This is a genomic window from Paenibacillus sp. FSL R5-0928, from assembly GCF_037970385.1.
GTDB lineage: Bacteria > Bacillota > Bacilli > Paenibacillales > Paenibacillaceae > Paenibacillus_AQ > Paenibacillus_AQ odorifer.
In genome coordinates this window covers 4,812,666-4,836,271 of the sequence record NZ_CP150225.1, presented here as the reverse complement: position 1 = coordinate 4,836,271, position 23,606 = coordinate 4,812,666, and the positions used below count along the sequence as shown (strand labels likewise).

Sequence of the window (23,606 nt, the reverse complement as noted above, 5' to 3'; positions counted from 1 at the left end):
GATCTGCGAAAGATCAAAAAGATTAACAATTATACATAGGGAGATGAATGGGAATGAAATTCAGCGATTTTGAAGTGGACACTTGGGAAGAAAATCGAAAATTCTATGATACATGTCTCATACCTTTTACAGGATTAACTGGACTTGAGAGTCCTCCTGAGACCGTTCAGGCACTCGAAAGATTACGTAATTTCATGGATATGGTGGAAATACCGTTCAAGGGGCGGATCGTGACTTACCCAGCCATTCAGTATGCTGGAGAGGGTTATGTGAATTTAATTAATGAGATTTGTCAAAAAGTCAAATCCAGTGGTTTCCAGCATGTTGTGGTGTTGACAGCGGATGTACCTCTCCAAGAAAGCCAAATCTATGAAAGCGATTTAGTTCTCTCTCTGCCTATCATTGAGGCTTCTCCAGAAGGGAAGAATAACAGTGGAATTAGTATCAAAATTCAAGAGATGTGGCGGAGATGAACTCCTTATAAATGTGACAGAAAATCAACAATTACAGGTTGAAACCGCTTTTTAGCCTGTCACAAATTAGACAATATTCTTGACGGGTTTTGGAGCCTAAGCTATTATTAGGTTGAATCCAAATGGTATGTGATGTATTTCATTGAAAAGATTTGAAAACGGATTATTTATATTGAGACATCTCTGATCGGACACCACAGATACTTTCTTATATCTTGAGAAGGGGGTTATATAACAGTATGAGCAGCCATAATGAACAACAGGAGACATGGCCTGAACAACCACCCAGCCGTAAAGAGATGTCGCGCAGGCAATTTTTGACCTACACGCTTGGTGGCGCCACTGCTTTTATGGGGGCGGGTACAATTCTTCCAATGGTCCGTTTTGTCGTAGATCCGATATTACATAAGAAGGGTGCTGGAGATTTTATCAAGGTTGCTGAGATAAGCAAAATCACCGAAGAGCCCCAGGAATTTACTTTTGAATTGAAACAGAAGGACGGATGGTACGACAGTACAGCGACACTCACTGCGTGGATCCGGAAAGACGCGAAGGGTGATATTTATGCGCTTTCACCGATTTGTAAACATTTGGGATGTACGGTCGGGTGGAACAACAATAAAGCTCATCCGGACGAATATCACTGCCCTTGCCATGGTGCACGTTATACAAAGCTTGGCAAAAATCTCGAGGTTGCTCCTAAGCCGCTTGATCAGTATAAAACGAAATTCGATAACGGGTGGGTGCTTTTGGGAGACATTGTGCCAAATACAGTAGCTCGTGAGGAGGCGTAGTTCTGATGTTTAAAAATGTCTATAACTGGATTGACGAACGTTTGGATGTTACGCCAATTTGGAGAGACGTGGCCGATCACGAGGTTCCTGAGCATGTTAATCCGGCCCATCATTTCTCTGCGTTCGTGTATTGCTTTGGCGGACTGACCTTTTTTATTACAGTCATTCAGATTTTATCAGGTATGTTCTTAACGATGTATTATGTTCCGGACATTATTAATGCTTATGCTAGTGTTGAGTATTTACAGACAAGTGTTGCATTTGGACAGATTGTCCGCGGGATGCATCACTGGGGTGCAAGTCTAGTAATTGTTATGATGTTCCTTCATACGATGCGCGTCTTCTTTACAGGCTCTTACAAAGCGCCGCGTGAGATGAACTGGGTAGTTGGAATGCTGATTTTCTTCGTAATGTTGGGGCTTGGTTTAACAGGTTACTTGTTGCCTTGGGATAATAAAGCTTATTTCGCAACAAAGGTAACTCTTGAAATAGCCAATTCTGTTCCAGTAATGGGGCCGGTGCTGAAGGAACTGATGCAAGGCGGAACGATTGTTGGCGCCGAAACCTTAACTCGGTTTTTCGCACTACATGTATTCTTCCTCCCAGCGGTGCTTCTTAGTCTGCTCGTAGGACACTTTATTATGATCCGCAGACAAGGGATTTCCGGACCGTTGTAAGTTAATCTGAGAGAGGAGGAATACGGATGGCGCATGGAAACAATTCTAAGGAAAAGGTTGTATATGTCGGTGATTCCAGAGTTCGCAAAGGGAACGGATTTATCACACCTCCGGACTACACGGCTTACCCCGGCAAATCGGAAGCCTTTATCCCTAACTTTCTATTGAAGGAATGGATGGTCGGAGTCGTTGTACTTGTAGGAATATTAGTACTTACTATTTCAGAGCCAGCTCCGCTAGGGTTTCCAGCAAATGCTAGTGCTACGGTTATCCCGATTCCTGACTGGTATTTCTTGTTTCTCTATCAGTATTTGAAGCTCCCTTATGCTTCGGGCGATTATATCGTTCTGGGTACACTAGGAGTTACTGGTGTGGCTTTTGGTTCACTTCTGTTGGCTCCTTTTCTGGATACGGGTAGAGAGCGTCGCTTTTACCGTAGGCCGATTGCTTCATCTTTAATGTTCTTGTCACTTGCAGCAATTGTTTATTTGACCAATACAGCCTGGACTGAATATAAACATGAAATGGCTGAAACGGGTCAGATTCCTGAAGATGTTCAACGGGAAGAAAAGGCGGCGGAGAACAGGGCAAAAGGTCTTCCAACCTCCAGCGCCGTTAAGGCAAAAGAAGTAGCGATTGTGGACAAGGATGATCCAGCTATGGGGCTCTACAAACAAGCCACTTGTATCACCTGTCACGCAGCGGATTTGAAAGGGGCAGGCGGACCTTCACTTCGTGGAGTTGGAGACACCCATGACAAAGAAGCAATCCTTACTATTATAAAAGAGGGTCAAGGGCAGATGCCGAAAATGTATGATACCGCCTTGGGCGCAGGTCTATCAGAAGCGGATATTGATACATTGGCCGGCTGGCTTGCCAAACAAAAAAGCGAACAGTAAAATAATGATAACGCAACCTGATCGTGCATGCGGTCAGGTTTTTGTATGTCTAAATGCAAAGTGCCATTACTTGGGGAGGTTAATAATCTGTATGCCAGTTCATTGGTTTAACAAACTGTTTAAGAACCGGGGAATTATTTGGTTGTTATTTATCGTAAATTTCCTGGGTACAATTTATGGTTACATATGGTATGGCAATCAACTGGAGTTCACTGCGGCTAATTATCCACACTGGCTGCTTCCATTTGTTCCGGATAGCCCAACCGCAAGTTTGTTTTTTACCTTGGCTCTGTTGCTGATGCTCTTCCCTCCAAAAAGCTACACAGGAAACAATGTAAGGGAACTTATTGAGGCTTTGGCGGTCGTTACGTCAGTGAAGTACGGGATATGGGCAGTGAGTATTATTTTTGCCGGGGGTTATCACGGTGATGTTTTGGTTTGGAAAGATTGGATGCTGGTAATCTCCCATACGGGGATGGCAGTTGAAGCGTTGATTTATGCAAGGTTTTTTTCTTTCCGCAAAATGATTCCATTAGCCTTACTATGGACACTCGCCAACGATATGCTGGATTATTCTTACGGAATCTATCCGTGGTTACCTTCTGTTTTGAACGATTATGTAATTCAGGTACAGTACTTTACTATGGCGCTTACGCTGCTTAGTGTTGCAGCTGCTTGGTTGTTTAGTAGAAGACAAAGACCGGTAGAGTCAATCTATCAGTTCAAGAATAGACGTTAGTAAGCAGTTCTATCCCTTGTCCCCCTGCCATACATTTAGAATTATAAGAAGTATAAGTTTTATACTATACTTTATCCTTATAATTTTACGAGAAACGAATATCGTCTTTAAAAGACGACAACGTCGTTTCTTCTTAGGTAGGAGGGGGAGTCTCATGCTCCGCGGGAGATATTATGTAGTGGTTGTGCTAGTATTCTGCTGGCTACTGACCAGTATGGATGTTGTAAAGGCTTCAGCGGCGCTAGGGGATGCTGGCGAAGGGTCTGGCAATGCTTCGAAGCAAAGCGCCGACGTTAGTTCGGGCAACGGTTTGGCAGTAATGAGCGGAAAGACTGGAGCACAGCAGCTGGAACAAGCCGCTGAGGCGTTGTATGGGTATGTTTTGGAAGGGGATGTAATGAAGGTCCGACAGGAGACCGAAGCGATCTCCAAGATCTTTGTGTCCACATCCTTTGAGGGAATGACCTCTGTGGAGGGGATTAACGCGTTGTCAGGGGTCATTATGGACCTGAAAACTACCGTGGCAGGCGCGAAAATAAATCCACAGCAATGGGAAGCGGCAGCCGCCAAGCTACGTCTAGCTGCCAACAGTCTTAATCATCCGCGTCAGCCTATCTGGCTTCAGTACTACAAGCTGATTCGTGAGGATCTAAATGCGATGGAGCAAAGTGCGGTTGCAAATGATTTGGCGGGCTGGAAAACAGCTCTGGAAAGACTGCAGGGCAGGTATGATAACATCCGGCCGGCAGTGATTGTCTCCCGCCAGCCTGAAGTTGTGAATGTTTTTGATTCCTGGCTCTCATATGCGGCCGGCATTCCTTCGTCTTCACAAAAGGTTGAACGTGCCCGCCTGCTTGAAATTGTATCATACGGTCAGGATGCGGTAAGAGTAATGTTCGGAAAAGAGAAGGATGAACCTGCTTTGTCCTTGCCACTGGCATCGCAAGAATTTGGGATTTGGGGAGGGTTAGCCGCAAGCTTCATTATAGCTGCGTTAGCCTATGTAGCCTATCGCAAGTACCGTGGTCAGAATCAGAATTGGAAGCCGATTCCGTAGGGTGAAATTATAAACAGTAAAAAGGAGTGTGGGCTTGAAATGGCCTACACTCCTTTTTATTTAGGTTTCTCGAAAGCCTTCTCCATGTACGTCGTGTACATCGCTAATAATTACGAAGGCGCGTGGATCAACGGATTTGACCAGCAGACTTAGCCGGCGGATTTCTTGCCTTGAGACTACACAGTACACCATATATTTGGCTTGCTTGGAATAAGCACCAATGGCAGGGATGAGGGTTACACCACGATCCATTTCCGCTGTAATCAGATCGGCAATTTGCGGTGCATCATCACTGATAATTGTAAATGCCTTGGCAGCATAGGCACCTTCTTGGATAAAATCTATAACTCGTGATGAGATGAAAACTGCGACAAGTGTGTAAAGTATTTTTTCTTTAGGAATGTAGAGGATGGAAGAGCCAATAATAATAATGTCGATGGCCAAAATAATCTGCCCCATGCTCCAGCCAAAATTCCGTCCCAGAATTCTTGCGACAATATCAACACCACCTGTTGTACCCCCAAAACGGAATACTAGCCCAAGCCCCGTTCCAAGCGTTACTCCTGCGTACAGTGCCGCAAGAATAAAGTCGTGTTCGGTACTGAAGGGGATAATCCATCCCGCAGTAATCATTCGTTCGAAAACCCACAGGAAAAAGGTCAACGCCCCGATCCCTACACCTGTATACACAATTTGCCGCCCGCCTAGGACTTTCCAGCCCAGCAGAAACAAAGGAAGGTTGATCAGCAGTGTGGATAAAAAGATGGGAATACTAAAGGCATAATTAAGGAGAAGTGTGATCCCGGTTACGCCGCCTTCCATCAACTGATTTGGAATGATGAAATACAGTAGCCCGAAGGCATATACTGCGGCTCCGAGCAAGATGGGAGCGACTGTCTTGCTGATTGTAATTACCTTTTTTGAATTCATGAAATCCCTCGTTAGGCCTTTTGTAGGCAGTTTTTCTTTTCCTATAATAAGTATACCTTTTCTTGCGTGTGTTAAAATATTCAAAAAAGATTGTCTTCAAAACGTCTTTACGATAACATAGGGGCAAACAGAAGGCAAGATATACAGAGGGGGAGAAGTTACATTTTATGGACAAAAGTCTTGGTGACATACAGCGTGAAGTAGACGCTTATATATCGCAGTTTAAGGAAGGGTACTTCAGTCCACTCTCTATGCTGGCCCGCATGTCCGAGGAAGTCGGAGAACTGGCTAGAGAGGTCAATCATGAGTTCGGTGAGAAGCCTAAGAAGTCTGATGAAGCTGAGAATTCCATTGAACTTGAACTGGGAGATATTCTGTTTATTACCGTTTGTTTTGCAAATTCTCTCGGGATAGACCTGACGGAAGCGCATAATAAGGTAATGCATAAATTTAATACCCGTGATGCGGGACGTTGGACACCGAAAGACACCGATTAGGCCTCTATAACATATGCTGTACCAAACGAACGGGATTTAGCCGTGAGGATGGTGTGTATATGGATCATAAGGATTATGTAAGAGAGGCCTACCGCTCGATATTGCGCAGTGACTTTGCCGAAGCTATTGTTTGCTTCGAGTCTGCAATTGCGGCAAGCCCTGCTGATGCCGAGGTTAGATATCGTTGTTCCATAACGTATGCCCGCAGTGGTATGCTAGATAAAGCTTTAGTTCATGCTCAGGCTGCTGTAAAGCTGGACACCAGCAAACCTGAGTATAGTCTGCATCTGCAGCATTTGCAGGCTATGATGCATGTACAGGAAGCCAAACGGTTGATAGAAGATGAAGACAACAAAACTCGCAACCCTTATCATCCGATTACACTGCTCAAAGAGGCGATTACCCTTGATCCATTATATGGGGATGCTTATGTATGGCTTGCTATCGCGCATAGTCGAGTGAATGAACATTTACAGGCTATGACTGCCTTAAAAGAAGTGATTTCGTTACATCCGGATGATTCTGGCTTGCGGGAATTGATGAGAGACCTTCAGAAATCCATACAATCGTATATGCAATAACTATATAACTAGTGAGAGCGAGGATGGAAAAAATATGAATAACAAGATCAGGGTCGTTGTATCCGGCGCAGGCGGAAGAATGGGTAAAGAGGTTGTTAAACTTGTATTGCAGGACGAAGAGCTGGAGTTAGCAGCAGCAGTAGATCGTTCTTCGGGCGATATTGATGCAGGGCGTCTGGTAGGTCTGGAAGACTCAGGCGTTATTGTAACTTCTGATCTTGAGGCCGCCCTCGCGGGAAGCAACGGAGATGTCCTTGTGGATTTCACTACACCACAGTCAGCGTATACGAATACAGCGCTAGCTATTAAGTACGGAGTGCGTCCGGTTATCGGTACAACCGGATTCACACCGGAGCAGATGGTGGAACTGGACAAGCAGTGTCAAGAACAGGGGATAGGCGGACTTATTGCTCCGAATTTCTCCATTGGGGCTATTCTATTGATGAAATTTGCGGCGCAAGCTTCAAAGTACTTCCCGCATCTGGAAATTATAGAGTATCATGGTGACCAGAAACTGGATGCTCCATCTGGAACTGCGGTCAAAACCGCAGAGATGATTTCGGAAGTTCGTGAGGAACTTCGTCAAGGTAATCCTAAAGAGGAAGAAACCATTGAAGGTGCCCGTGGTGGTTACTATAACGGATTCCGGATACATAGTGTCCGTCTTCCTGGTGTGTTTGCTCAAGAAGAAGTGATTTTTGGCGGATTCGGACAATCCTTGAAGATTCGCCATGATTCTTATGAGCGTGCGGGATATATGCCAGGCGTTAAGATGGGTATTGAAAAGGTAATGGGATATACAGGCTTGATCTATGGATTCGAGCACTTTATAGAATAGACAGGAGAGAACACCATGTTAAAGATCGCATTTATTGCCCACGATCGTAAAAAAGATGAAATCGTAAATTTTGTATTAGCTTATGAACATGTATTTGAAGGTCATGAACTTTTTTCTACAGGGACTACTGGCCAACGGATTATGGATGTAACTAACTTAAAAATTCATCGTTACATGTCTGGTCCATTAGGTGGAGATCAGCAAATCGGTGCAATGGTAGCACAGGATGAACTGGATCTTATTATTTTCATGCGTGATCCATTAATGGCGCAGCCACATGAACCTGATATTTCAGCTCTACTTCGTCTATGTGACGTATACGGGATACCGGTAGCTACGAATATTGCCACAGCGGAGGTTCTTGTGAAGGCGATTGATCGTGGTGATTTTGCTTGGCGTGCACTGGTTCATAAATACAAACCAGGTGTTGATGAATGAAGCTGGACATTCTTGTATTTGGTGCGCATGCAGATGATGCGGAGATCGGTATGGCAGGAACAATTGCAAAACATACCGCTGCGGGACTTAAGGTGGGACTTTGTGATTTAACAGCCGCGGAAATGTCATCGAACGGTACAGTAGAACTTCGCAAGCAAGAAGCGCAGCAAGCTGCAGACCTTCTCGGAGCATCCGTGCGGACAAACCTGGGTCTGCCAGATAGAGGGCTTTTTATTACAGCAGAGCATGTTGCGGCTGTGACTGCTGAAATTCGCCGCTTTTCTCCTACGATAGTTTTTGCTCCTTATTGGGAGGATCGTCATCCCGATCATATCGCCTGTAGCAAGCTGGTGGAAGAGGCTGTTTTTAATGCCAAGCTACGTAAATATATGCCGGACAAGCCGGCAATTCCTGCTCCACAGCTGTACTTCTATTTTATCAATGATTTAGGACGTACCGATCTTATTGTTGATGTTACTGAGCAATATGGCTTGAAGGAGCAGGCGTTGTCCTGCTATCGCTCCCAGTTCACCAAACCTCCGGGTGAGGATGCTGTATCCACACCGTTAACGGAAGGCTACATTGAACGAGTCCGTTCGAGAGATATGCTGCTTGGCCAGCGCAGGCTGATTCCTTATGCAGAAGGGTTTGCAACCAAGGTACCTCATACGGTGGAATTGTTTACTTAAGGAACGGATATAACGAAGTTTGTATGATAATATAATAAGCTGATTATGATTGATCCAGGAGTGCTTGGAATTAATACGCCATTGCGCTCCTGAGAGCTTTTTTTGAACAGCTTAGAGAAATGAAGTCCTGTGATTTTGAAAGAAACGGTGTTCGCTTCGCTTTTTTGAAAGCGGCCGACAAACAATAGATGATTCATTACACGAATCAATACTGGAGAAGAAGGAGACAGGAAGATGGATCGTATGCTGAAAATAGGAATTACCTGTTATCCGTCTCTTGGCGGTTCAGGCGTAGTTGCGACTGAATTAGGTAAACTCTTGGCCGAGAAGGGTCATGAAGTTCATTTTATTACACATAGTATCCCGTTCCGGTTGGGAACGTTTCAGAAAAATATTTTTTACCATGAGGTAGAAGTAAACGATTATTATGTATTCCGCTATCCCCCGTACGATCTAGCGCTTGCTACGAAGATGGCTCAGGTTGCCAAAATGCAAAATCTGGATCTTCTCCATGTTCACTATGCAGTGCCACACGCAGTGTGTGCTTTCCTTGCAAAGCAAATGCTTGGGAACGATATGAAGGTTGTAACGACTTTGCATGGCACGGATATAACGGTGCTTGGTCAGGATGAATCGCTTAAAGATTTGATTCGCCTGGGGATTAATGAAAGTGATGCCGTTACGGCGGTCTCTCAGGATCTTATTAGAGAAACAAGGGATGTCCTCGATATTACCCGCGACATTGATCTCACTTATAACTTCGTGGATCATCGGGTCTATTATCCGCGTGATGTAACGGATCTGCGGGGAGATTTCGCAGCGCCTGATGAGAAGATTCTGATGCATATCAGTAATTTCCGTCCTGTAAAAAGAGTCAGCGATGTTGTTGACGTTTTTGCCAAAGTGAATCGTGAACTGCCTTCCCGCCTGCTGCTTGTAGGGGAAGGTCCGGATCTTCCCAAAATTCAAGCCAAAATTAGCGAAATGGGTCTGGAAGATAAAGTTCGTTTTCTGGGAAGGCAGGATGAAATCGCTCAGGTGATCTCTTTAGCTGATCTGCTTCTGCTTCCTTCCGAGAAGGAAAGCTTTGGTCTGGTTGCTCTGGAAGCAATGGCTTGCGGCGTACCGACGATTGGCTCGCAAACCGGAGGCATTCCTGAGCTTATAGAGCATGGAAAGACTGGATTCCTTGCACCGATTGGCGATACAACGACTATGGCTAAATATGCAGTTAAGCTCCTGTCGGATGAACGTATGGTGCAACAGTTCAGAGAAGCTTGTTTACAAACAGCCTGCAAAGATTTCTGTAAGGATTCGATAACGAAACAATATGAAGATATTTATTACCGGGTGCTGGGGCGCAAGGTACTTGGACTGGACCCAGTTCGGGGGTAAGGAGTCACATATGGAATGGACAATGGCACCTTCTGCGATGGCAATTGCAGCGGAGATTGTAATTTCCGAGTTAACCCAAAATGGCCACGAGGCTTATTGGGTTGGAGGATGTATTCGCGATGAGCTATTAGGTAGGCCAGTGCACGATATGGATATTACAACCTCAGCACTGCCGGAGGAAGTGATAGCTATCTTTGCGCGCAGTGTGCCAACAGGATTAGCTCATGGTACGGTCACCGTGATACAGGATGGTTGCGGGTTTGAAGTGACGACATACCGGACAGAAAGTGGTTATGTAGACCATCGTCGTCCTGAACATGTTTTTTTCGTGAACGATGTGAAGGAGGATCTTCGTCGTCGTGATTTCACGATCAACGCGATTTGCTGTGGATTCAATGGGGAACTTATTGATCCTTTTGAAGGTGAGAAGGATCTACAGCTGCAGGTGATTCGCTGTGTAGGCGATGCGGAGGAGCGGTTTGACGAAGATGCGCTTCGTATGCTTCGCTGCATTCGTTTTGCATCGGTGCTGGATTTCTCCATCGCGAAGAACACGTGGAGGGGCCTGATGCGCCAGCGGGATAAGCTGGCGCATATTGCTGTGGAGCGAGTCCGCGCGGAGCTGGACCGCATCGTCGAGGGGCCGCATCCTCTGCGCGGCCTAGGCATGCTAGCACGCTGCGAGCTGCTGGCGCGCGGCAAAGCCCCGTTCCCCTGGACCGGAACCGATATGGCGGCTGCTGCCGCCTTAACGGCCGGGATCGGGGAACTGGAGAGCGCCCGCCTGCGGTGGGCGCTTCTCCTCCATGCCCTGAAGCAGTCGGCCCAAGAGGCCGATGTGCTGCTGCGGGCATGGACGTTCTCGGGGACGACGCGGAGCGGCGTCGTCCAGGTGCTGCGGGTCCGCGAAGCTTGGACCGCTGCGCTAGAGGTCATGCCGCCGGATATGGGCGGCATGGAAGGTCTGCGGCGGCAATGGATCGCCGCCGTGCTGGCCTTCGGCGTGGAAGCCGCCGAAGGGTGGCTCTCGCTGCTGGCGATACTGCCAGCAGCCGCACCTACTCTTCCCACTGCGGCCTCTTCTGCCTTTTCCATCGTGGAATCGTCAGAGGTTGCAACCGCACCTGCCGCTGTAAATGTACAAGCGGCAAGAGAATGGATCGCGCAAATGCCGCTAACCAGCCTTTCGGAGCTTGAGATTACAGGCAATGAGCTGCTGGAGTCTTTGGACAAACATCCGGGGCCATGGCTCGGCAAAATGTTAAATGGACTCCTGCAAGCGGTCGCTTCAGGTGATTTACCTAATGATAAACAATTATTGCTGCTTGAAGCAAAAAGGATGGATGGACATGAGCGATGATAAAGCGCTGTCGCTAACTGAGCTGAAGCGAGAGACCTCCGCTTCGAATTGGATAGGCAACGTTCAGTTGCTGGAATCTGTGGTGTCCACACAAGAAGAAGCTAAGTTTTTAGCGGAAAACGGCGCGCCGGAAGGAACAACCGTCATCGCAGAAGAACAGACGGGTGCCCGAGGCCGAATGGGAAGAAAGTGGTTCTCTCCCCGTGGCAAGGGCATTTGGATGAGTATTGTGTTACGGCCCCAATTACCCTTGTCGGAGACTCCGCAGCTGACATTGCTGGCTGGAGTTGCCGTCTGCAAGGCAATTCGACGGGTGACCGGTGTAGATGCTGGCATCAAATGGCCGAATGATCTGCTCGCAGGCGGTCGTAAGATTTGTGGGATTTTACTCGAATCTTCTCTAAGAGAAGGGGAGCTTCATTATTGCATTGCTGGAATTGGCATTTCCGCGAACATGACAGAGGAAGATTATCCCGATCATCTGCAGGAGGTCGCCACTTCACTTCGGATTGAGCGGGGGGGGGCTCCAGTTGACCGTTCTGAGCTGGTAAGGGCGGTTTTGGACGAACTGGATATGCACTACAATCTGTACATGAAGCAAGGTTTTAAACCTATAAAGGAGCTTTGGGAGTCCATGTCTGTGACTTTGGGGCGCCAGATCGCACTGAACAGCCCTCAGGGGCGTTCTGAAGGTGTGGTAGTGGGTTTGGATGAAATAGGTGGTCTACTGCTTAAAAACAGCTCAGGAGAGATCTCTAACGTATGCTCAGGTGAAATTGAACTCTTATAAGATTTATTTATATGACAGGGGTATCATCCCTTGTCATATTTTTTTTCGTGTAATTCCGCGCTCTTTTTGATATACTATGGGTCGGAGGCGGTATCGTTTATCGAACTGTACTCTTGAATTGTAGAACTTTTTTATATTTTTTATTACTGAAAGTACCTTCATAACTGCGTTTGACGGTTACGTTGGATTCTGCTCTGAGCCGTAAGGACCGAGACAGAAGGGACGATCGCAAGTGACTCTTTTTTGCCCTTCGGACCTTTTTAGCAAATGATTGCTAAAAGGTTTTTTTGTTGCGATTTTTACGGGCAGGTTACTTAAAAAAGGAGGACGAAAAGAGAAATGGCAAACAAACAAGCACTAAATATTGTAAAAATGAAAAAAATGAAAGCAGAAGGTGTGCCACTGAGCATGCTGACCGCTTATGATTATCCATCTGCAGTTCTTGCAGAAGAAGCAGGTATCGACCTTATTTTGGTTGGTGACTCTCTTGGGAATGTAGTCCTTGGATACAATACAACTTTACCGGTAACGATTGAAGATATGGTGTACCATACCCGCTCGGTAACTCGAGGAGCACAAAGTACATTTATCGTGGCTGATATGCCATTTATGACGTATCACGGGAGTATAGATGAAACCCTGCGGGGTGTGCGCAGATTGATGCAGGAAGGGCGGGCTCATGCCGTCAAAATGGAAGGTGGACTTGAGATTTGTGAGACTGTAGCTACGGTTGTGGCTGCGGGAGTCCCTGTGCTGGGACACATCGGGCTTACTCCTCAATCCGTGAATATGATTGGTGGCTACCGGATTCAAGGCAAAGACGCCAAGGATGCCCAACGCCTGATGGATGAAGCTAAGGCGCTTGAGGCAGCAGGTGCTTTTGCAATCGTTTTGGAGCTGGTAACGGAAGAAGTAGCCCAGGCAATCTCTGAAGCGCTTAGCATCCCAACCATTGGGATTGGTGCAGGCCGTTACTGTGATGGACAGGTATTGGTTTTCCATGATTTGCTGCGTTATGCCTCACCTTATCGTGAGAAACGTTTTGTCAAAACCTATGCGGATGTGGGTAATGTGATCCGTGAGGGCATCAGCCAATATGTGAAGGAAGTGAAGGAACGTTCCTTCCCAGATGAAGGTCACGTTTTTAATGCAGATGAAACAGTCTTGGAATCTTTATATGGCGCTGCCAGAAAGGAAGGGAAATAAATGAGAGTGGTCAGAAGCATTGAGCAGCTGCGCGAAGCTTTGGAGTATATGAGACAAGGCGGGCACGCCCCGATTGGGTTCGTTCCTACGATGGGATACTTGCATGACGGACATGCCAGTCTGCTTCGCCGGGCTGGAGAAATGAGCAACACAGTGGTAATGAGCATTTTTGTGAATCCTTTGCAATTCGGGCCAAACGAGGATTATGATTCCTATCCGCGTGACGAGCGTCGTGATTTGGAACTCGCTGAACGTGAGGGAGTAGATATTGTATTTATCCCCAGTGTGGAAGAAATGTATCCGCAGCCTACTCGGACTACTGTCTCGGTATCGGAGCTTACTACCCGGCTTTGTGGGGCTTCCCGCCCTGGGCATTTTGATGGTGTAACCACAGTGGTTAATAAATTCTTCAATATTGTACAGCCGGATTATGCTTTCTTTGGGCTGAAGGATGCTCAACAAGTTGCTGTCCTTCGCCGAATGGTGTCCGATCTTAATATGAATGTCGAAATTATTCCTTGTCCGATCGTTCGTGAAGGGGATGGACTTGCACTCAGCTCACGTAACGTATTCTTGTCTCCTGAGGAGCGTAGTCAGGCATTGGTGTTATCTCGTTCCTTACGTGAAGCACGTCAGTCTATTGAAGAAGGAAAAGTAACAACCGTTGCTGAAGTGCGGGAATTGTTGACATCGGTTATTTCCAGCTCTCCTCTAGCGGTGATTGATTATGCGGAGATCCTAACATTCCCTGATCTTGAAGGATTAGAGGATGAAGCTCTTTTATCAGAAGTGGTTGGGGAAATTATTATAGCGCTCGCCGTGAAGTTTGGCAGAACACGCTTGATTGATAATAATGTATTTATTCCAAAGGAGGTTGCTGCACTTGTTTAGACATATGATGAAATCCAAAATTCACCGCGCAACAGTAACGGAAGCGAATTTAAACTATGTGGGCAGTATTACCATTGATGAGAGCTTGATGGAAGCCGCGGACATTCTTGAGAATGAAAAAGTTCAAATTGTGGATAACAATAATGGTTCGCGACTGGAAACCTATGTAATCCCTGGACCGCGTGGAAGCGGAGTGATCTGTCTCAATGGTGCCGCAGCTCGTCTTGTTCAGCCGGGCGATACAGTAATTATCATTTCGTATGCGATGTTGTCCTCGGAAGAACTGGAGTCACATAAGCCAACGGTGGTATTCGTGGATGAGAATAACAAACCAGTGAAGCTGGCTGATCATGAATTGCATGCTACAATCGCTTAATGTATGGACTTACGCCATGTAATGAATGGCAGGGATGAAAGACCCCGATCTCGCAGAAAATGAAGTCAGGCAAGCTGAACTGATTTCATCTTCAGTAAGGGGGGATAGCCCATGTTTCAACATTTGTTTGCTGAAATGAACAAGGTGCTTCAGGAGATCGTAACAGATTACCCTACAGCGGAGGGTGCCCGCCGGAACGAGCTTTTATGCAATTATAATATGCTGCATAGACTGAGCGATAAAGTGATGGATGAATGGCTCGCTTTTGCTGAGAAGCTAAGTCACTTTCGCGAAAGTGCGGATTTTACAGCAGTGGTCGAAGAGGAAGTGCCGGAACAGGAAGCACCAGAGCTGTGTATGGATTCCTTTGTAAGAGGTCAGGGATATTATAAGCTGCTGATGTATGGAAAGTGTATTGATCAGTTTAAAGAAGTTATTGCGCAATACCCGGATAGCTTGGCTGCTCGATTATATTTAGCCATCTCTTATCTGCAGGAAGGTGACGGTGAAGCCGCTTGGAGTCATCTGAACCATATGCTGGGCTTGATACGGGAGACCAAGCTGAAAGCCATGGTATATAATGCTTTAGGCTGCATACGAGCCTCACAGGAACGTTTTAATGAAGCGCAGGAATTGTTTGACCTTGCCTTGCAGCATGACCCGGCGCTTCCGGAGCCAAACGTTAACTTAGAGGTATGCCGCCGTCGTGGAGGGAAGCTGCATTTTGGAAATCAGCTGGTTTCCCTTTTGTAAAAGAATAACGGTTTTGGAAATTTCTATTCAAGCGATGCATCCCCTGAACCAGTGGTGTGCATCGCCTTTTTTCGCAACTTCTGTTATGCTGATTAAGAGTCTCAATTGAAAGGGAATAGAATTATAATGAAATTTGCCGTGCTTGATTTTGAAACAACAGGAACCCAATCCGTGGGTGAAATTATCCAGGTTGGCCTTGCAATTATAGAAGAAGACCGGTCCATCTCCCGGGTATATGGTTCCTATGTCAAGCCCGGAACGCCGATTCCTCCTTTTATAACAGGTCTGACGGGGATTACCGATGATGATGTGAAGGATGCGCCTGAGCTGGATGAGATGATGATGGAGCTTGTTCCGCTCTTGGATGATGTTGTGCTTGTAGGGCATAATGTCGCTTTCGACTTCCATTTTTTACAAAATGCTTTAGATCGTTGTGGTTATTTGCCATTTCAAGGGCGGATTTTGGATACGATTGATTTTCTGAAAATTTGCTTTCCTTCGCTCACATCTTATCAGCTAGGCTCTGTCAGTGCTCATTTTGGAGTGACACATGATCGTCCGCATCAGGCAGATAGTGATGCACTTGCGACTGCTTTAGTGCTGTTGAAATGTCTGGAGGAGCTCTACGAGCTGCCGCTGCTTACGATCCAGAGACTCTGTGAGCTGTTTACCGAAGAGGATAGTGATCTGGGCTGGTACTTTGATGGTCTGCTGCGAGAGCGGGAAGCGGAGACGCTACAGCCCGAAGGTGATCTGACTTTCTATCGTCAATTAGCGCTTGCAGTAGGAGACTGGACGGAGTTAGCGCCACCTAGAGATGAGCATGTAGAGAATCCGCTAGCGAATTTATCTTTTACTGATTATATGGACGAAGTAACCAAACGACTTAAAGACACATTACCGCAGTATGAAAGCCGGGAAGCTCAGGATATTATGATCAATGAGGTGATGACGGCACTTGCCGAAGACAAACACCTACTGATCGAAGCGGGCACAGGAACCGGTAAATCGCTCGGTTATTTGTTGCCTGCCATTTATCAAAGCGTTCGCACCAATGAAAAAGTCATGGTCAGCACTCATACCATTAATCTGCAGGACCAATTGCGCGAGCGGGATATCCCTTTGTTAACGCAGGTAGTTCCTTTTCCGTTTAAAGCTGCTATTTTTAAGGGAAGAGGACATTATTTGTGTCTGCGTAAGTTTGAGCATAAAATTAATAAAAAGGACTTTATAAGCCCAAGGGAAGATGCGCTTACTGCAGCTCAGATGATCGTATGGCTCACTCAAAGTGAATCAGGGGATGATGAAGAGCTGAATTTAAGCGGCCGGGGCGGTGATTTCTGGGAGACGGTGGCAAGCGATACCGATTCCTGTCTGGGACGTTCCTGTCCTTGGTTCCGCAAATGCTATTATCATAGGGCCAAGCATGAAGCTGGGATTGCTGACGTGGTCATTACGAACCACTCCAAGCTATTCGCAGATGTTAAAGCTGGGCACCAGCTGCTTCCAGCTTACGAGCATCTTGTAATTGATGAAGCACATCATTTAGAAGATGTGGCTGGTAAACATCTTGGCATGCATATGAAGCATTTCACTGTGGCACACACGTTATCGCGACTGTATAAAGATAGCCGAAACGGACAGCTTCCTGCTCTGCGCCAGATCTTACAGTCGTCAGGCAGTGAAGAGGCTTCAGAATGGAGCGGAGTCATCGATCGGATCTACCCGGATCTGCTTACTGTCAAAGAAACCTGGGATGCACTCAGCGACAAGCTGTTCAGCCTTTTGCCGGAACGCAGTGATGCAGCAGCAGGGGAAGCGGGACAACTGGTTATGCGTTTGCTTCCCGCCCGTAAGCCGAAGGATTGGGATGAATTAGTTGCGCTTGAGAACACTATGAATCTGACGTTAAGCGACATCATCCGTAAGGGTGATAAAATGCTTAATGAGATGCGTGACCAGGAAAGCCAATCCTCAGCAGACAGTCTTGTTACTGATATTAGCGGTTTATTTAAGGATTTGGCTTCCATACGTGAGCAAGTAAGATTCTTTATGGGGCTGAATGACGATAATGTAGTATATTGGCTGGAGGCAAATGGAAATTACCGCAGCAAATCACTGCAGATGTATGCCGTCCCTGTGGATGTTAGCAGCCAGCTTAAAGAGTTGTTCTTCGATAAGAAAAAAAGCATCGTGCTTACCTCGGCGACGCTGTCTGTAGATAAATCTTTTCAGTTTATGATTGATAATCTCGGACTTAACGAAGCTGCGGAAGAGGGACGTCTAATGACTTCACTCCTTCCTTCTCCCTTTAAGTATCGCGAGCAGGCGCTGCTAGTTATACCGCGTGATTTTCCTAGTGTGAAGGGCAGTGTGGGCGATGCTCGATTTGTCGATACACTCGTACAGTCGTTAGCAGAAGCTGCCAAAACAACACGTGGGCGGATGCTGGTTCTGTTTACTTCTTATAAAATGCTGCGTCAGGTATATGATCCGCTTAAAGAGGCTTTGGCCTCACAAGAGATTACGGTGCTTGGTCAAGGCGTGGAAGGTGGCAGCCGGAGCAAGCTGATCCGCCGCTTTCAGGACAGTGCAGCATCCGTTCTGCTGGGGACGAGCAGCTTCTGGGAAGGTGTAGATATTCCAGGTGAAGCACTGACTTGCCTGGCCATCGTGAGACTTCCGTTTCAACCGCCGAATCACCCGTTGGCGGAAGCGAAGTCGGAGTTATTGCAGGCTCAGAAGAAGAATCCGTTCATGAAATTGTCTGTTCCTCAAGCGGTTATTCGTTTTAAGCAGGGATTCGGAAGACTGGTTCGCACGGCGCAGGATCGCGGAATAGTTATTGTTTATGATACAAGGGTTATTGAATCTCATTACGGGAAGTATTTCCTTTATTCATTGCCTGGTCCCAAAATGGAGCATATGCTGACTGATCAAATGGTCCCCCGCATAGCGGAATGGCTAGAGGATGGCGGCGCTTCTTAAAATGCTCGTCTTCAGTTTAGCTCCTCCTTATCCTTAAGGGCGGTAAGTTACAGTACCGCCCTTAATAAGGAGAGGTATACGTTTGAATATGGATTTTCACAAGAACATTACTATTTTTAGGAGGAAAAATATGAAATCGGATAAAATATCAGAAGCCGTTGTTCGCAGACTACCTGTGTATTTGCGTTTTTTGAATGATCTCCAGAATCGCGAAATATTAACAGTTTCCTCTCAGGAACTTGGACAAAAGCTGGATCTTAATCCCGCACAGATTCGTAAGGATTTAGCGTATTTTGGTGACTTCGGCAGAAAAGGTATCGGCTATGATGTAACGTATCTTATTGAGAAAATCCGTCATATTCTGAAGCTGGATCAACAGCTTAATGTAGCTTTAGTAGGGGCAGGTAATCTCGGACATGCCTTGTCTAATTACAATGCATATCTTAAAGATACAATGAAAATCACCGCTATATTTGATTCGTACGCTCCTAAGGTTGGACGTAAGATCAACTCCCTTACTGTGCAACCAATGGATGAACTAGGCAGCACGATTCGTGAGCAAGGTATTCGCATTGCCATTATTACCGTACCTGATTCAGAAGCTCAAAATGTAGCAGATATTCTCATTTCTTCTGGGATTGAAGCGATTTTGAACTTTGCCCCTGTGATTCTGAAGACACCACCGAATATCCGGGTGCATGCAGCTGATTTTACAACTGATCTGCAAAGTCTTGCTTATTACTTGCGGGATGGAAAGGAAGAAAGCGAACATGAACAGCAATAAAACGATAATTAAGGGCGGGTATTTTCTGACTCCGGGAACGGATGAGCCGGTTCTGAGTGGATATATGACTATTGAAGATGATTTAATCACTTACATAGGAAAAGAAGAGCCTCAGATGGAAGCTGGAGTGCAAGTGGTTGATGGCAGTCGTCTGCTGTTCATGCCTGGACTTGTAAACACACATGGTCATGCGGCGATGTCTTTGCTGCGTGGATATGGAGATGATTTAGCGCTACAAGTGTGGCTTCAGGAGAAAATGTGGCCGATGGAGGAAAAGTTCACCGGTGATGATGTATACTGGGGAACCTCCTTATCTGTATTGGAAATGCTGAAGGGTGGAACTACGACCTTCCTCGATATGTATGATCATATGGACCGAGTAGCTGAGGTAGCTGAGTTATCAGGTATCCGTTCCGTATTGATGCGTGGTGTGATCGGGTTATGTCCAGAGGATGTACAGAATCACAAGCTTGCGGAAGCGATTTCTTTTGCCCGTAACTGGCATGGAAAGGCGGACGGTAGAATTACTACTATGATCTCGCCGCACGCCCCTTATACTTGCCCTCCGGACTTCCTGGTTAAGTTCGTGCAGGCAGCGCATGATCTGGATTTACCGATGCATACGCATATGTCCGAAACGAAACGTGAAGTGGAACAAAATGTGGCGGATTACGGGTTGCGTCCTGTAGCTCACTTAGAGAAGCTTGGAATGTTCACACGTCCCTCGATAGTTGCACATGGTGTTCATTTAAATGATGAAGAGATTGAGATCTTGGCTCGCCATAATGTGGGTGTCTCTCATAATCCGGGCAGTAATTTGAAGCTGGCTAGCGGAGTGGCTCGGGTTACTGATCTTCTAAAAGCTGGTGTGAAGGTGTCTCTTGGCACGGATGGCGCGGCAAGCAACAATAACTTGGATATGTTTGAAGAGATGCGGCTTGCAGCTCTCATTCATAAGGGTGTCAGCGGTGATCCAACGGCTGTTCCAGCTCCAGAAGCTCTACGTATGGCTACAGAATATGGCGCCCAGTCCATCTTTTTAAATAATGTAGGTAGACTTGCTGTTGGGATGAAAGCTGATTTCATTGCAATTGATATAGATCAGCCGCATTTGCTGCCACACACAGATCTGTTGTCTCATGCAGTTTACTCTGCTAGCGCTAAGGATGTTGAGCATGTGTGGGTGAATGGTAAACAGGTCATCAAGCATGGACAATGCTTAACCCTGGATGAGGAAGCTATCCGGCGTAAAGCGCAAGAAGCCTTCGAAGGTTTATTGAAGCGTTAAGTCTGGATAATAACGAATAAATAATAGGCTGCGACTTTTTGCTTTTAGCAAAAGTTGCGGCCTTTTGTACATTTTAAAGGCTGGGAAAGCTAGAAAATTATGAAATTTTGGATAAACACGCGGGTGTGTTATATAATCAAAAAAGATATATTACTAGAAAGGGAGCTGTACCTTGAAGAAAAGGAAAAAATGGATCCTCCTGGGGTCAGTTCTGATTCTGCTCCTGGGGTTTGGACTTATCCAGTTCTATGCCTATATTATGAAAGATCAATGGAACGAGCGGGATATCGCCAAGGATGTTGCCAAAACCAGAGCGGGTCTAACAGAGGTAACCAAAGCACAAAAATCGGTTTGGGATGAAAATGCAGTGTACTGGGTTTTAACAGGAAAAAATGAAGCCGGGACTGCTCTTATGGTCTGGGTCCGCTTTACGGTAGATGGAAAATATGCTGAAGGCGACGACGCAGTGTTTGCTGAGGAACTAAGTAAAGGAACCTCAGAAGCCCAAATACGCGGCATTATCAAAGCTGATCTTCCGGACATAACGATTGAACGCTTGCTGCCGGGAGTATATAACGGAGAGTATGCTTGGCAGCTTTTTTATAAACAGAGCGGTCGGTATTATTATCAATTTTATCGGTTTTCGGATGGGTCCCGAATGGGTGAAGGTTACAGTTTACCTAAAAGTTAAGCCGAACATAAGGAAATTAAGGGTGGCAATGTAAACAAGCGAACTTATTATAAGTTCGCTTGTTTACATTTATTTGATGTACAAAAGTGATATACTAAGTGATATACTGAATGGGTGGTTATCACCGAATATTCTCTTAAATTCACATACAAAAATAGGCCGATTGATTAAAAATCAAGGCCGATTTTGTCGAAAACGAGGAATATATTTGGTATTGATGGAAATATTTAAAAAATTAAATTTTAAATATATTCACATTTATTTTGAAATTAGTATATACACCTGTGATATACTACTACTTGTAATTAGAACAGCAATAAGAGACTTCAGTCTCTCTGATGAGCTCTCAAGTAGCTATAAATTATTATACTGAGCTTTATATTTTGTCATCTTTGAGAGGAGGACGTTTCTTGAAATTACGTCTTGTACCTGTGCTGATAACGTCTCTACTGTCGGCTACTCTATTGTTTGGTGGCTTCTTTTTGTATCGTCAGTTTGCAATGCAGGAACCACTTCAGAAGATTGTATCTCAATATGAGGGCGTCAATGATTCTCATATCAGTATTAACCGCAATGAGGTCACTTTGAAACTTGATCTCCAGCCAGGCACGAAATTACGTGAACTGGTTCAGTACGTCTCTAAAGAAGGAAAATCGATGATTGATGGACGTACACTGAAACTTGATGTAGAACAGAACTCCAGTGAACTGCTGGATGAATACTGGGATAAAGCGATGTTCTCTGTAGCTGAAGCCATGGAGAGCCGTAAATATACACTTATACCCACAGAACTTGATGGACTCAAAGCGCAATATCCGCAATATAAAAATGTGATAGCCTCAACAGAAATTGACGACAATAATGTCTATGTAAGCTTGAGTAATGGAAAAGAAAGCAAATTTATTATTTTGCCGCGCAAACCTGCGACATTGGGGGTATGGAATAATGCCTAAATACCTTAAAGAAATTCTAATCGGATTTGTTCCTGTCTTGTTTATTTTTATGGCTTTTCTAGGCATTAATATATTCCCGATCGTTATTGCTGCTGGGATGCTCACGGCTTTACTTATCATTGCTCATTTAAGAGGCGGACTTGCGGTGAATGCAGGTGCCGGGAAGAAACGCAAGAAGGATGGACCTTCAAAGCTTACTTTTGAAGAAATTGGCGGGCAAGACAATGCAAAGCAGGAGCTTCGTGAAGCGTTGGATTTTCTGATCCGGCATGAGGAAATCAGCAAATTCGGGATTCGGCCTTTGAAAGGGATTCTGCTTACAGGCCCTCCAGGAACAGGTAAGACCCTTATGGCTAGAGCAGCAGCACATTATACGAACTCTGTATTTGTGGCAGCATCAGGCAGTGAGTTTGTAGAAATGTACGTAGGTGTCGGTGCCGGCCGTATCCGCGATTTGTTTAAGGATGCCCGTACCCGCGCCCTTAAGGAAAACAAGCAAAGCGCTATTATTTTCATAGATGAAATTGACGTAATTGGCGGTAAGCGTGAAGGCGGACAGCAGCGAGAATATGATCAGACCTTGAATCAGCTGTTGACCGAGATGGACGGGATCTATAACAACGAAACGCCGCGCATTCTGCTGGTAGCAGCCACTAACCGTAAAGAAATGCTTGATTCAGCATTGCTGCGTCCTGGCCGGTTTGACCGTCATATTCAAGTGGACATGCCTGATAAAAAAGGCCGCAAATCGATTCTCGAATTGCATGCCAAAAATAAGCCGCTTCATGCAAATGTGAACCTCGACAAAATTTCCGAAGAAGCCTATGGTTTTTCCGGTGCTCAGCTCGAAAGTGTTATGAATGAGGCAGCAATTTATATGATGCGTGAGGAATTGACAGAGGTTGAGCAGCGGCATCTGTCGATGGCGATTGACAAGGTTATGATGGGGGAAAAAACGGACAGAGAAACTAACCACGAAGAGAAAAAACGGGTGGCAATCCACGAATTGGGACATGCCATTATGGCAGAGCTGCTTCGTCCGGGAAGTGTTAGTCAGGTTACGCTGACTCCGCGGGGGCAAGCCCTTGGTTATGTACGTCACAATCCTCAGCAAGAGCAGTATTTGTACACCAAAGATTATCTCGAAGATCAGATTATGATCGCACTTGGTGGAGCGGCTGCAGAAGAAATGTATTATGGCGGACGAAGCACTGGTTCGCGTGGCGATTTTGATCAAGCCCTGAATATTGTCGAAACCATGATGAAATCCGGATTAACTTCGTTGGGTATCGCCAAGCTGGAAATGGTTACCACTGAAGAGCTTATGAAGGAAAACAGTAAAATATTGGATGAATTGATGGTGCGTACTCACGACCACCTTGAAAAGCAACGAAATGTATTTGATTACTCCCTTGACATTTTAATGAAGGAAGAATTGCTCTCTGGAGAGCAATTTCGATGTCAATTTCGTGACAGCGTGCGTTTACCAGCATAAATATTTATGCTGGTTATTTTTTTT

Annotated in this window: 25 protein-coding genes; 24 read left to right on the top strand and 1 reads right to left on the bottom strand. The window is 45.8% G+C overall.

Annotated features, from left to right (window positions below):
* Window positions 1-53: 53 nt before the first annotated feature.
* From MKZ16_RS21850 to MKZ16_RS21825, 6 genes are all read left to right on the top strand, one after another.
* Complete coding sequence (locus MKZ16_RS21850) at window positions 54-473, top strand: DUF2487 family protein (protein WP_036676262.1); 420 nt, start codon at window positions 54-56, stop codon at window positions 471-473.
* A 239-nt stretch (window positions 474-712) separates the two neighbouring features.
* Window positions 713-1,267 carry a ubiquinol-cytochrome c reductase iron-sulfur subunit gene (locus MKZ16_RS21845; protein WP_036676264.1) on the top strand — a complete coding sequence of 185 codons (555 nt, stop codon included), beginning with the start codon at window positions 713-715 and terminating at the stop codon, window positions 1,265-1,267.
* 5 nt (window positions 1,268-1,272) lie between these two features.
* Entirely contained in the window at window positions 1,273-1,944 is a 672-nt protein-coding gene (locus MKZ16_RS21840) for a cytochrome b6 (RefSeq protein WP_036676266.1), read from the top strand.
* A gap of 26 nt (window positions 1,945-1,970) precedes the next feature.
* The gene (locus MKZ16_RS21835; RefSeq protein WP_036676267.1) at window positions 1,971-2,843 is read left to right on the top strand and encodes a menaquinol-cytochrome c reductase cytochrome b/c subunit; all 873 of its coding nucleotides are present in this window, start codon (window positions 1,971-1,973) and stop codon (window positions 2,841-2,843) included.
* A gap of 91 nt (window positions 2,844-2,934) precedes the next feature.
* Window positions 2,935-3,582: a DUF1405 domain-containing protein gene (locus tag MKZ16_RS21830; RefSeq protein ID WP_051490910.1), complete on the top strand. Its 648-nt coding sequence runs from the start codon at window positions 2,935-2,937 to the stop codon at window positions 3,580-3,582.
* A gap of 154 nt (window positions 3,583-3,736) precedes the next feature.
* The gene (locus MKZ16_RS21825) at window positions 3,737-4,639 is read left to right on the top strand and encodes a sporulation protein YpjB (protein WP_076104444.1); all 903 of its coding nucleotides are present in this window, start codon (window positions 3,737-3,739) and stop codon (window positions 4,637-4,639) included.
* Window positions 4,640-4,699: 60 nt separating this feature from the next.
* Here the strand turns inward: MKZ16_RS21825 and MKZ16_RS21820 are convergent, their stop codons facing one another.
* Entirely contained in the window at window positions 4,700-5,569 is an 870-nt protein-coding gene (locus MKZ16_RS21820) for a YitT family protein (protein ID WP_036676270.1), read from the bottom strand.
* Window positions 5,570-5,736: 167 nt separating this feature from the next.
* On the opposite strand from MKZ16_RS21820, the gene MKZ16_RS21815 reads away from it, so the two are divergent.
* The 18 genes from MKZ16_RS21815 (at window position 5,737) to MKZ16_RS21730 (ending at window position 23,582) form a co-directional block, all read left to right on the top strand.
* Window positions 5,737-6,066, top strand: a complete 330-nt coding sequence (locus MKZ16_RS21815; protein ID WP_036676271.1) for a nucleotide pyrophosphohydrolase — start codon at window positions 5,737-5,739, stop codon at window positions 6,064-6,066.
* Between the two features lie 59 nt (window positions 6,067-6,125).
* Complete coding sequence (locus MKZ16_RS21810) at window positions 6,126-6,647, top strand: tetratricopeptide repeat protein (RefSeq protein ID WP_036676272.1); 522 nt, start codon at window positions 6,126-6,128, stop codon at window positions 6,645-6,647.
* Window positions 6,648-6,681: 34 nt separating this feature from the next.
* Window positions 6,682-7,485 (top strand): 4-hydroxy-tetrahydrodipicolinate reductase, encoded by an 804-nt coding sequence (gene dapB, locus MKZ16_RS21805; protein ID WP_036676273.1) that lies wholly within the window; start codon window positions 6,682-6,684, stop codon window positions 7,483-7,485.
* A 15-nt stretch (window positions 7,486-7,500) separates the two neighbouring features.
* A complete protein-coding gene (mgsA, locus tag MKZ16_RS21800; RefSeq protein WP_036676275.1) occupies window positions 7,501-7,923 on the top strand; it encodes a methylglyoxal synthase in 423 nt (140 codons plus the stop codon).
* Entirely contained in the window at window positions 7,920-8,612 is a 693-nt protein-coding gene (bshB1, locus tag MKZ16_RS21795; RefSeq protein WP_038572419.1) for a bacillithiol biosynthesis deacetylase BshB1, read from the top strand. The genes mgsA and bshB1 overlap by 4 nt, the downstream gene beginning before the upstream one ends.
* Window positions 8,613-8,846: 234 nt before the next feature.
* Entirely contained in the window at window positions 8,847-10,007 is a 1,161-nt protein-coding gene (gene bshA / locus MKZ16_RS21790; protein ID WP_038572418.1) for an N-acetyl-alpha-D-glucosaminyl L-malate synthase BshA, read from the top strand.
* A gap of 10 nt (window positions 10,008-10,017) precedes the next feature.
* A complete protein-coding gene (locus MKZ16_RS21785; RefSeq protein ID WP_076104445.1) occupies window positions 10,018-11,367 on the top strand; it encodes a CCA tRNA nucleotidyltransferase in 1,350 nt (449 codons plus the stop codon).
* A complete protein-coding gene (locus MKZ16_RS21780) occupies window positions 11,357-12,157 on the top strand; it encodes a biotin--[acetyl-CoA-carboxylase] ligase (protein WP_051490911.1) in 801 nt (266 codons plus the stop codon). Before MKZ16_RS21785 ends, MKZ16_RS21780 begins: the two co-directional genes overlap by 11 nt.
* 339 nt (window positions 12,158-12,496) lie before the next feature.
* Window positions 12,497-13,363 carry a 3-methyl-2-oxobutanoate hydroxymethyltransferase gene (gene panB, locus MKZ16_RS21775; RefSeq protein ID WP_036676283.1) on the top strand — a complete coding sequence of 289 codons (867 nt, stop codon included), beginning with the start codon at window positions 12,497-12,499 and terminating at the stop codon, window positions 13,361-13,363.
* Entirely contained in the window at window positions 13,364-14,254 is an 891-nt protein-coding gene (panC, locus tag MKZ16_RS21770) for a pantoate--beta-alanine ligase (RefSeq protein ID WP_076104446.1), read from the top strand.
* The gene (panD, locus tag MKZ16_RS21765) at window positions 14,247-14,630 is read left to right on the top strand and encodes an aspartate 1-decarboxylase (protein WP_036676288.1); all 384 of its coding nucleotides are present in this window, start codon (window positions 14,247-14,249) and stop codon (window positions 14,628-14,630) included. The genes panC and panD overlap by 8 nt, the downstream gene beginning before the upstream one ends.
* Before the next feature lie 111 nt (window positions 14,631-14,741).
* The gene (locus MKZ16_RS21760) at window positions 14,742-15,383 is read left to right on the top strand and encodes a hypothetical protein (protein ID WP_038572413.1); all 642 of its coding nucleotides are present in this window, start codon (window positions 14,742-14,744) and stop codon (window positions 15,381-15,383) included.
* 126 nt (window positions 15,384-15,509) lie between these two features.
* On the top strand, window positions 15,510-18,371 hold the full coding sequence (gene dinG, locus MKZ16_RS21755) for an ATP-dependent DNA helicase DinG (protein ID WP_076104447.1): 2,862 nt from the start codon (window positions 15,510-15,512) through the stop codon (window positions 18,369-18,371).
* Window positions 18,372-18,501: 130 nt separating this feature from the next.
* Window positions 18,502-19,155 (top strand): redox-sensing transcriptional repressor Rex, encoded by a 654-nt coding sequence (locus MKZ16_RS21750; RefSeq protein ID WP_036676294.1) that lies wholly within the window; start codon window positions 18,502-18,504, stop codon window positions 19,153-19,155.
* Window positions 19,142-20,443, top strand: coding sequence for an amidohydrolase (locus MKZ16_RS21745; protein ID WP_076101458.1), 1,302 nt, complete (start codon window positions 19,142-19,144; stop codon window positions 20,441-20,443). The genes MKZ16_RS21750 and MKZ16_RS21745 overlap by 14 nt, the downstream gene beginning before the upstream one ends.
* Before the next feature lie 172 nt (window positions 20,444-20,615).
* Window positions 20,616-21,134, top strand: coding sequence for a DUF5590 domain-containing protein (locus MKZ16_RS21740; protein WP_076104448.1), 519 nt, complete (start codon window positions 20,616-20,618; stop codon window positions 21,132-21,134).
* Window positions 21,135-21,544: 410 nt separating this feature from the next.
* Window positions 21,545-22,087: a hypothetical protein gene (locus tag MKZ16_RS21735; protein ID WP_036676301.1), complete on the top strand. Its 543-nt coding sequence runs from the start codon at window positions 21,545-21,547 to the stop codon at window positions 22,085-22,087.
* Window positions 22,080-23,582, top strand: a complete 1,503-nt coding sequence (locus tag MKZ16_RS21730; protein WP_076104449.1) for an AAA family ATPase — start codon at window positions 22,080-22,082, stop codon at window positions 23,580-23,582. The genes MKZ16_RS21735 and MKZ16_RS21730 overlap by 8 nt, the downstream gene beginning before the upstream one ends.
* Window positions 23,583-23,606: the final 24 nt, after the last annotated feature.

Bases quoted from the DNA above. Each gene is read 5' to 3' on its own strand.
- MKZ16_RS21830 (WP_051490910.1), top strand. From the start codon at position 2,935: ATGCCAGTTCATTGGTTTAACAAACTGTTTAAGAACCGGGGAATTATT.
- dinG (WP_076104447.1), top strand. From the start codon at position 15,510: ATGAAATTTGCCGTGCTTGATTTTGAAACAACAGGAACCCAATCCGTG.
- MKZ16_RS21840 (WP_036676266.1), top strand. From the start codon at position 1,273: ATGTTTAAAAATGTCTATAACTGGATTGACGAACGTTTGGATGTTACG.
- MKZ16_RS21730 (WP_076104449.1), top strand. From the start codon at position 22,080: ATGCCTAAATACCTTAAAGAAATTCTAATCGGATTTGTTCCTGTCTTG.
- bshB1 (WP_038572419.1), top strand. From the start codon at position 7,920: ATGAAGCTGGACATTCTTGTATTTGGTGCGCATGCAGATGATGCGGAG.
- MKZ16_RS21810 (WP_036676272.1), top strand. From the start codon at position 6,126: ATGGATCATAAGGATTATGTAAGAGAGGCCTACCGCTCGATATTGCGC.
- MKZ16_RS21815 (WP_036676271.1), top strand. From the start codon at position 5,737: ATGGACAAAAGTCTTGGTGACATACAGCGTGAAGTAGACGCTTATATA.
- dapB (WP_036676273.1), top strand. From the start codon at position 6,682: ATGAATAACAAGATCAGGGTCGTTGTATCCGGCGCAGGCGGAAGAATG.
- mgsA (WP_036676275.1), top strand. From the start codon at position 7,501: ATGTTAAAGATCGCATTTATTGCCCACGATCGTAAAAAAGATGAAATC.
- MKZ16_RS21760 (WP_038572413.1), top strand. From the start codon at position 14,742: ATGTTTCAACATTTGTTTGCTGAAATGAACAAGGTGCTTCAGGAGATC.
- MKZ16_RS21745 (WP_076101458.1), top strand. From the start codon at position 19,142: ATGAACAGCAATAAAACGATAATTAAGGGCGGGTATTTTCTGACTCCG.
- MKZ16_RS21820 (WP_036676270.1), bottom strand. From the start codon at position 5,569: ATGAATTCAAAAAAGGTAATTACAATCAGCAAGACAGTCGCTCCCATC.
- MKZ16_RS21785 (WP_076104445.1), top strand. From the start codon at position 10,018: ATGGAATGGACAATGGCACCTTCTGCGATGGCAATTGCAGCGGAGATT.
- MKZ16_RS21825 (WP_076104444.1), top strand. From the start codon at position 3,737: ATGCTCCGCGGGAGATATTATGTAGTGGTTGTGCTAGTATTCTGCTGG.
- panB (WP_036676283.1), top strand. From the start codon at position 12,497: ATGGCAAACAAACAAGCACTAAATATTGTAAAAATGAAAAAAATGAAA.
- bshA (WP_038572418.1), top strand. From the start codon at position 8,847: ATGGATCGTATGCTGAAAATAGGAATTACCTGTTATCCGTCTCTTGGC.
- panC (WP_076104446.1), top strand. From the start codon at position 13,364: ATGAGAGTGGTCAGAAGCATTGAGCAGCTGCGCGAAGCTTTGGAGTAT.
- MKZ16_RS21780 (WP_051490911.1), top strand. From the start codon at position 11,357: ATGAGCGATGATAAAGCGCTGTCGCTAACTGAGCTGAAGCGAGAGACC.
- MKZ16_RS21750 (WP_036676294.1), top strand. From the start codon at position 18,502: ATGAAATCGGATAAAATATCAGAAGCCGTTGTTCGCAGACTACCTGTG.
- MKZ16_RS21850 (WP_036676262.1), top strand. From the start codon at position 54: ATGAAATTCAGCGATTTTGAAGTGGACACTTGGGAAGAAAATCGAAAA.
- MKZ16_RS21845 (WP_036676264.1), top strand. From the start codon at position 713: ATGAGCAGCCATAATGAACAACAGGAGACATGGCCTGAACAACCACCC.
- MKZ16_RS21835 (WP_036676267.1), top strand. From the start codon at position 1,971: ATGGCGCATGGAAACAATTCTAAGGAAAAGGTTGTATATGTCGGTGAT.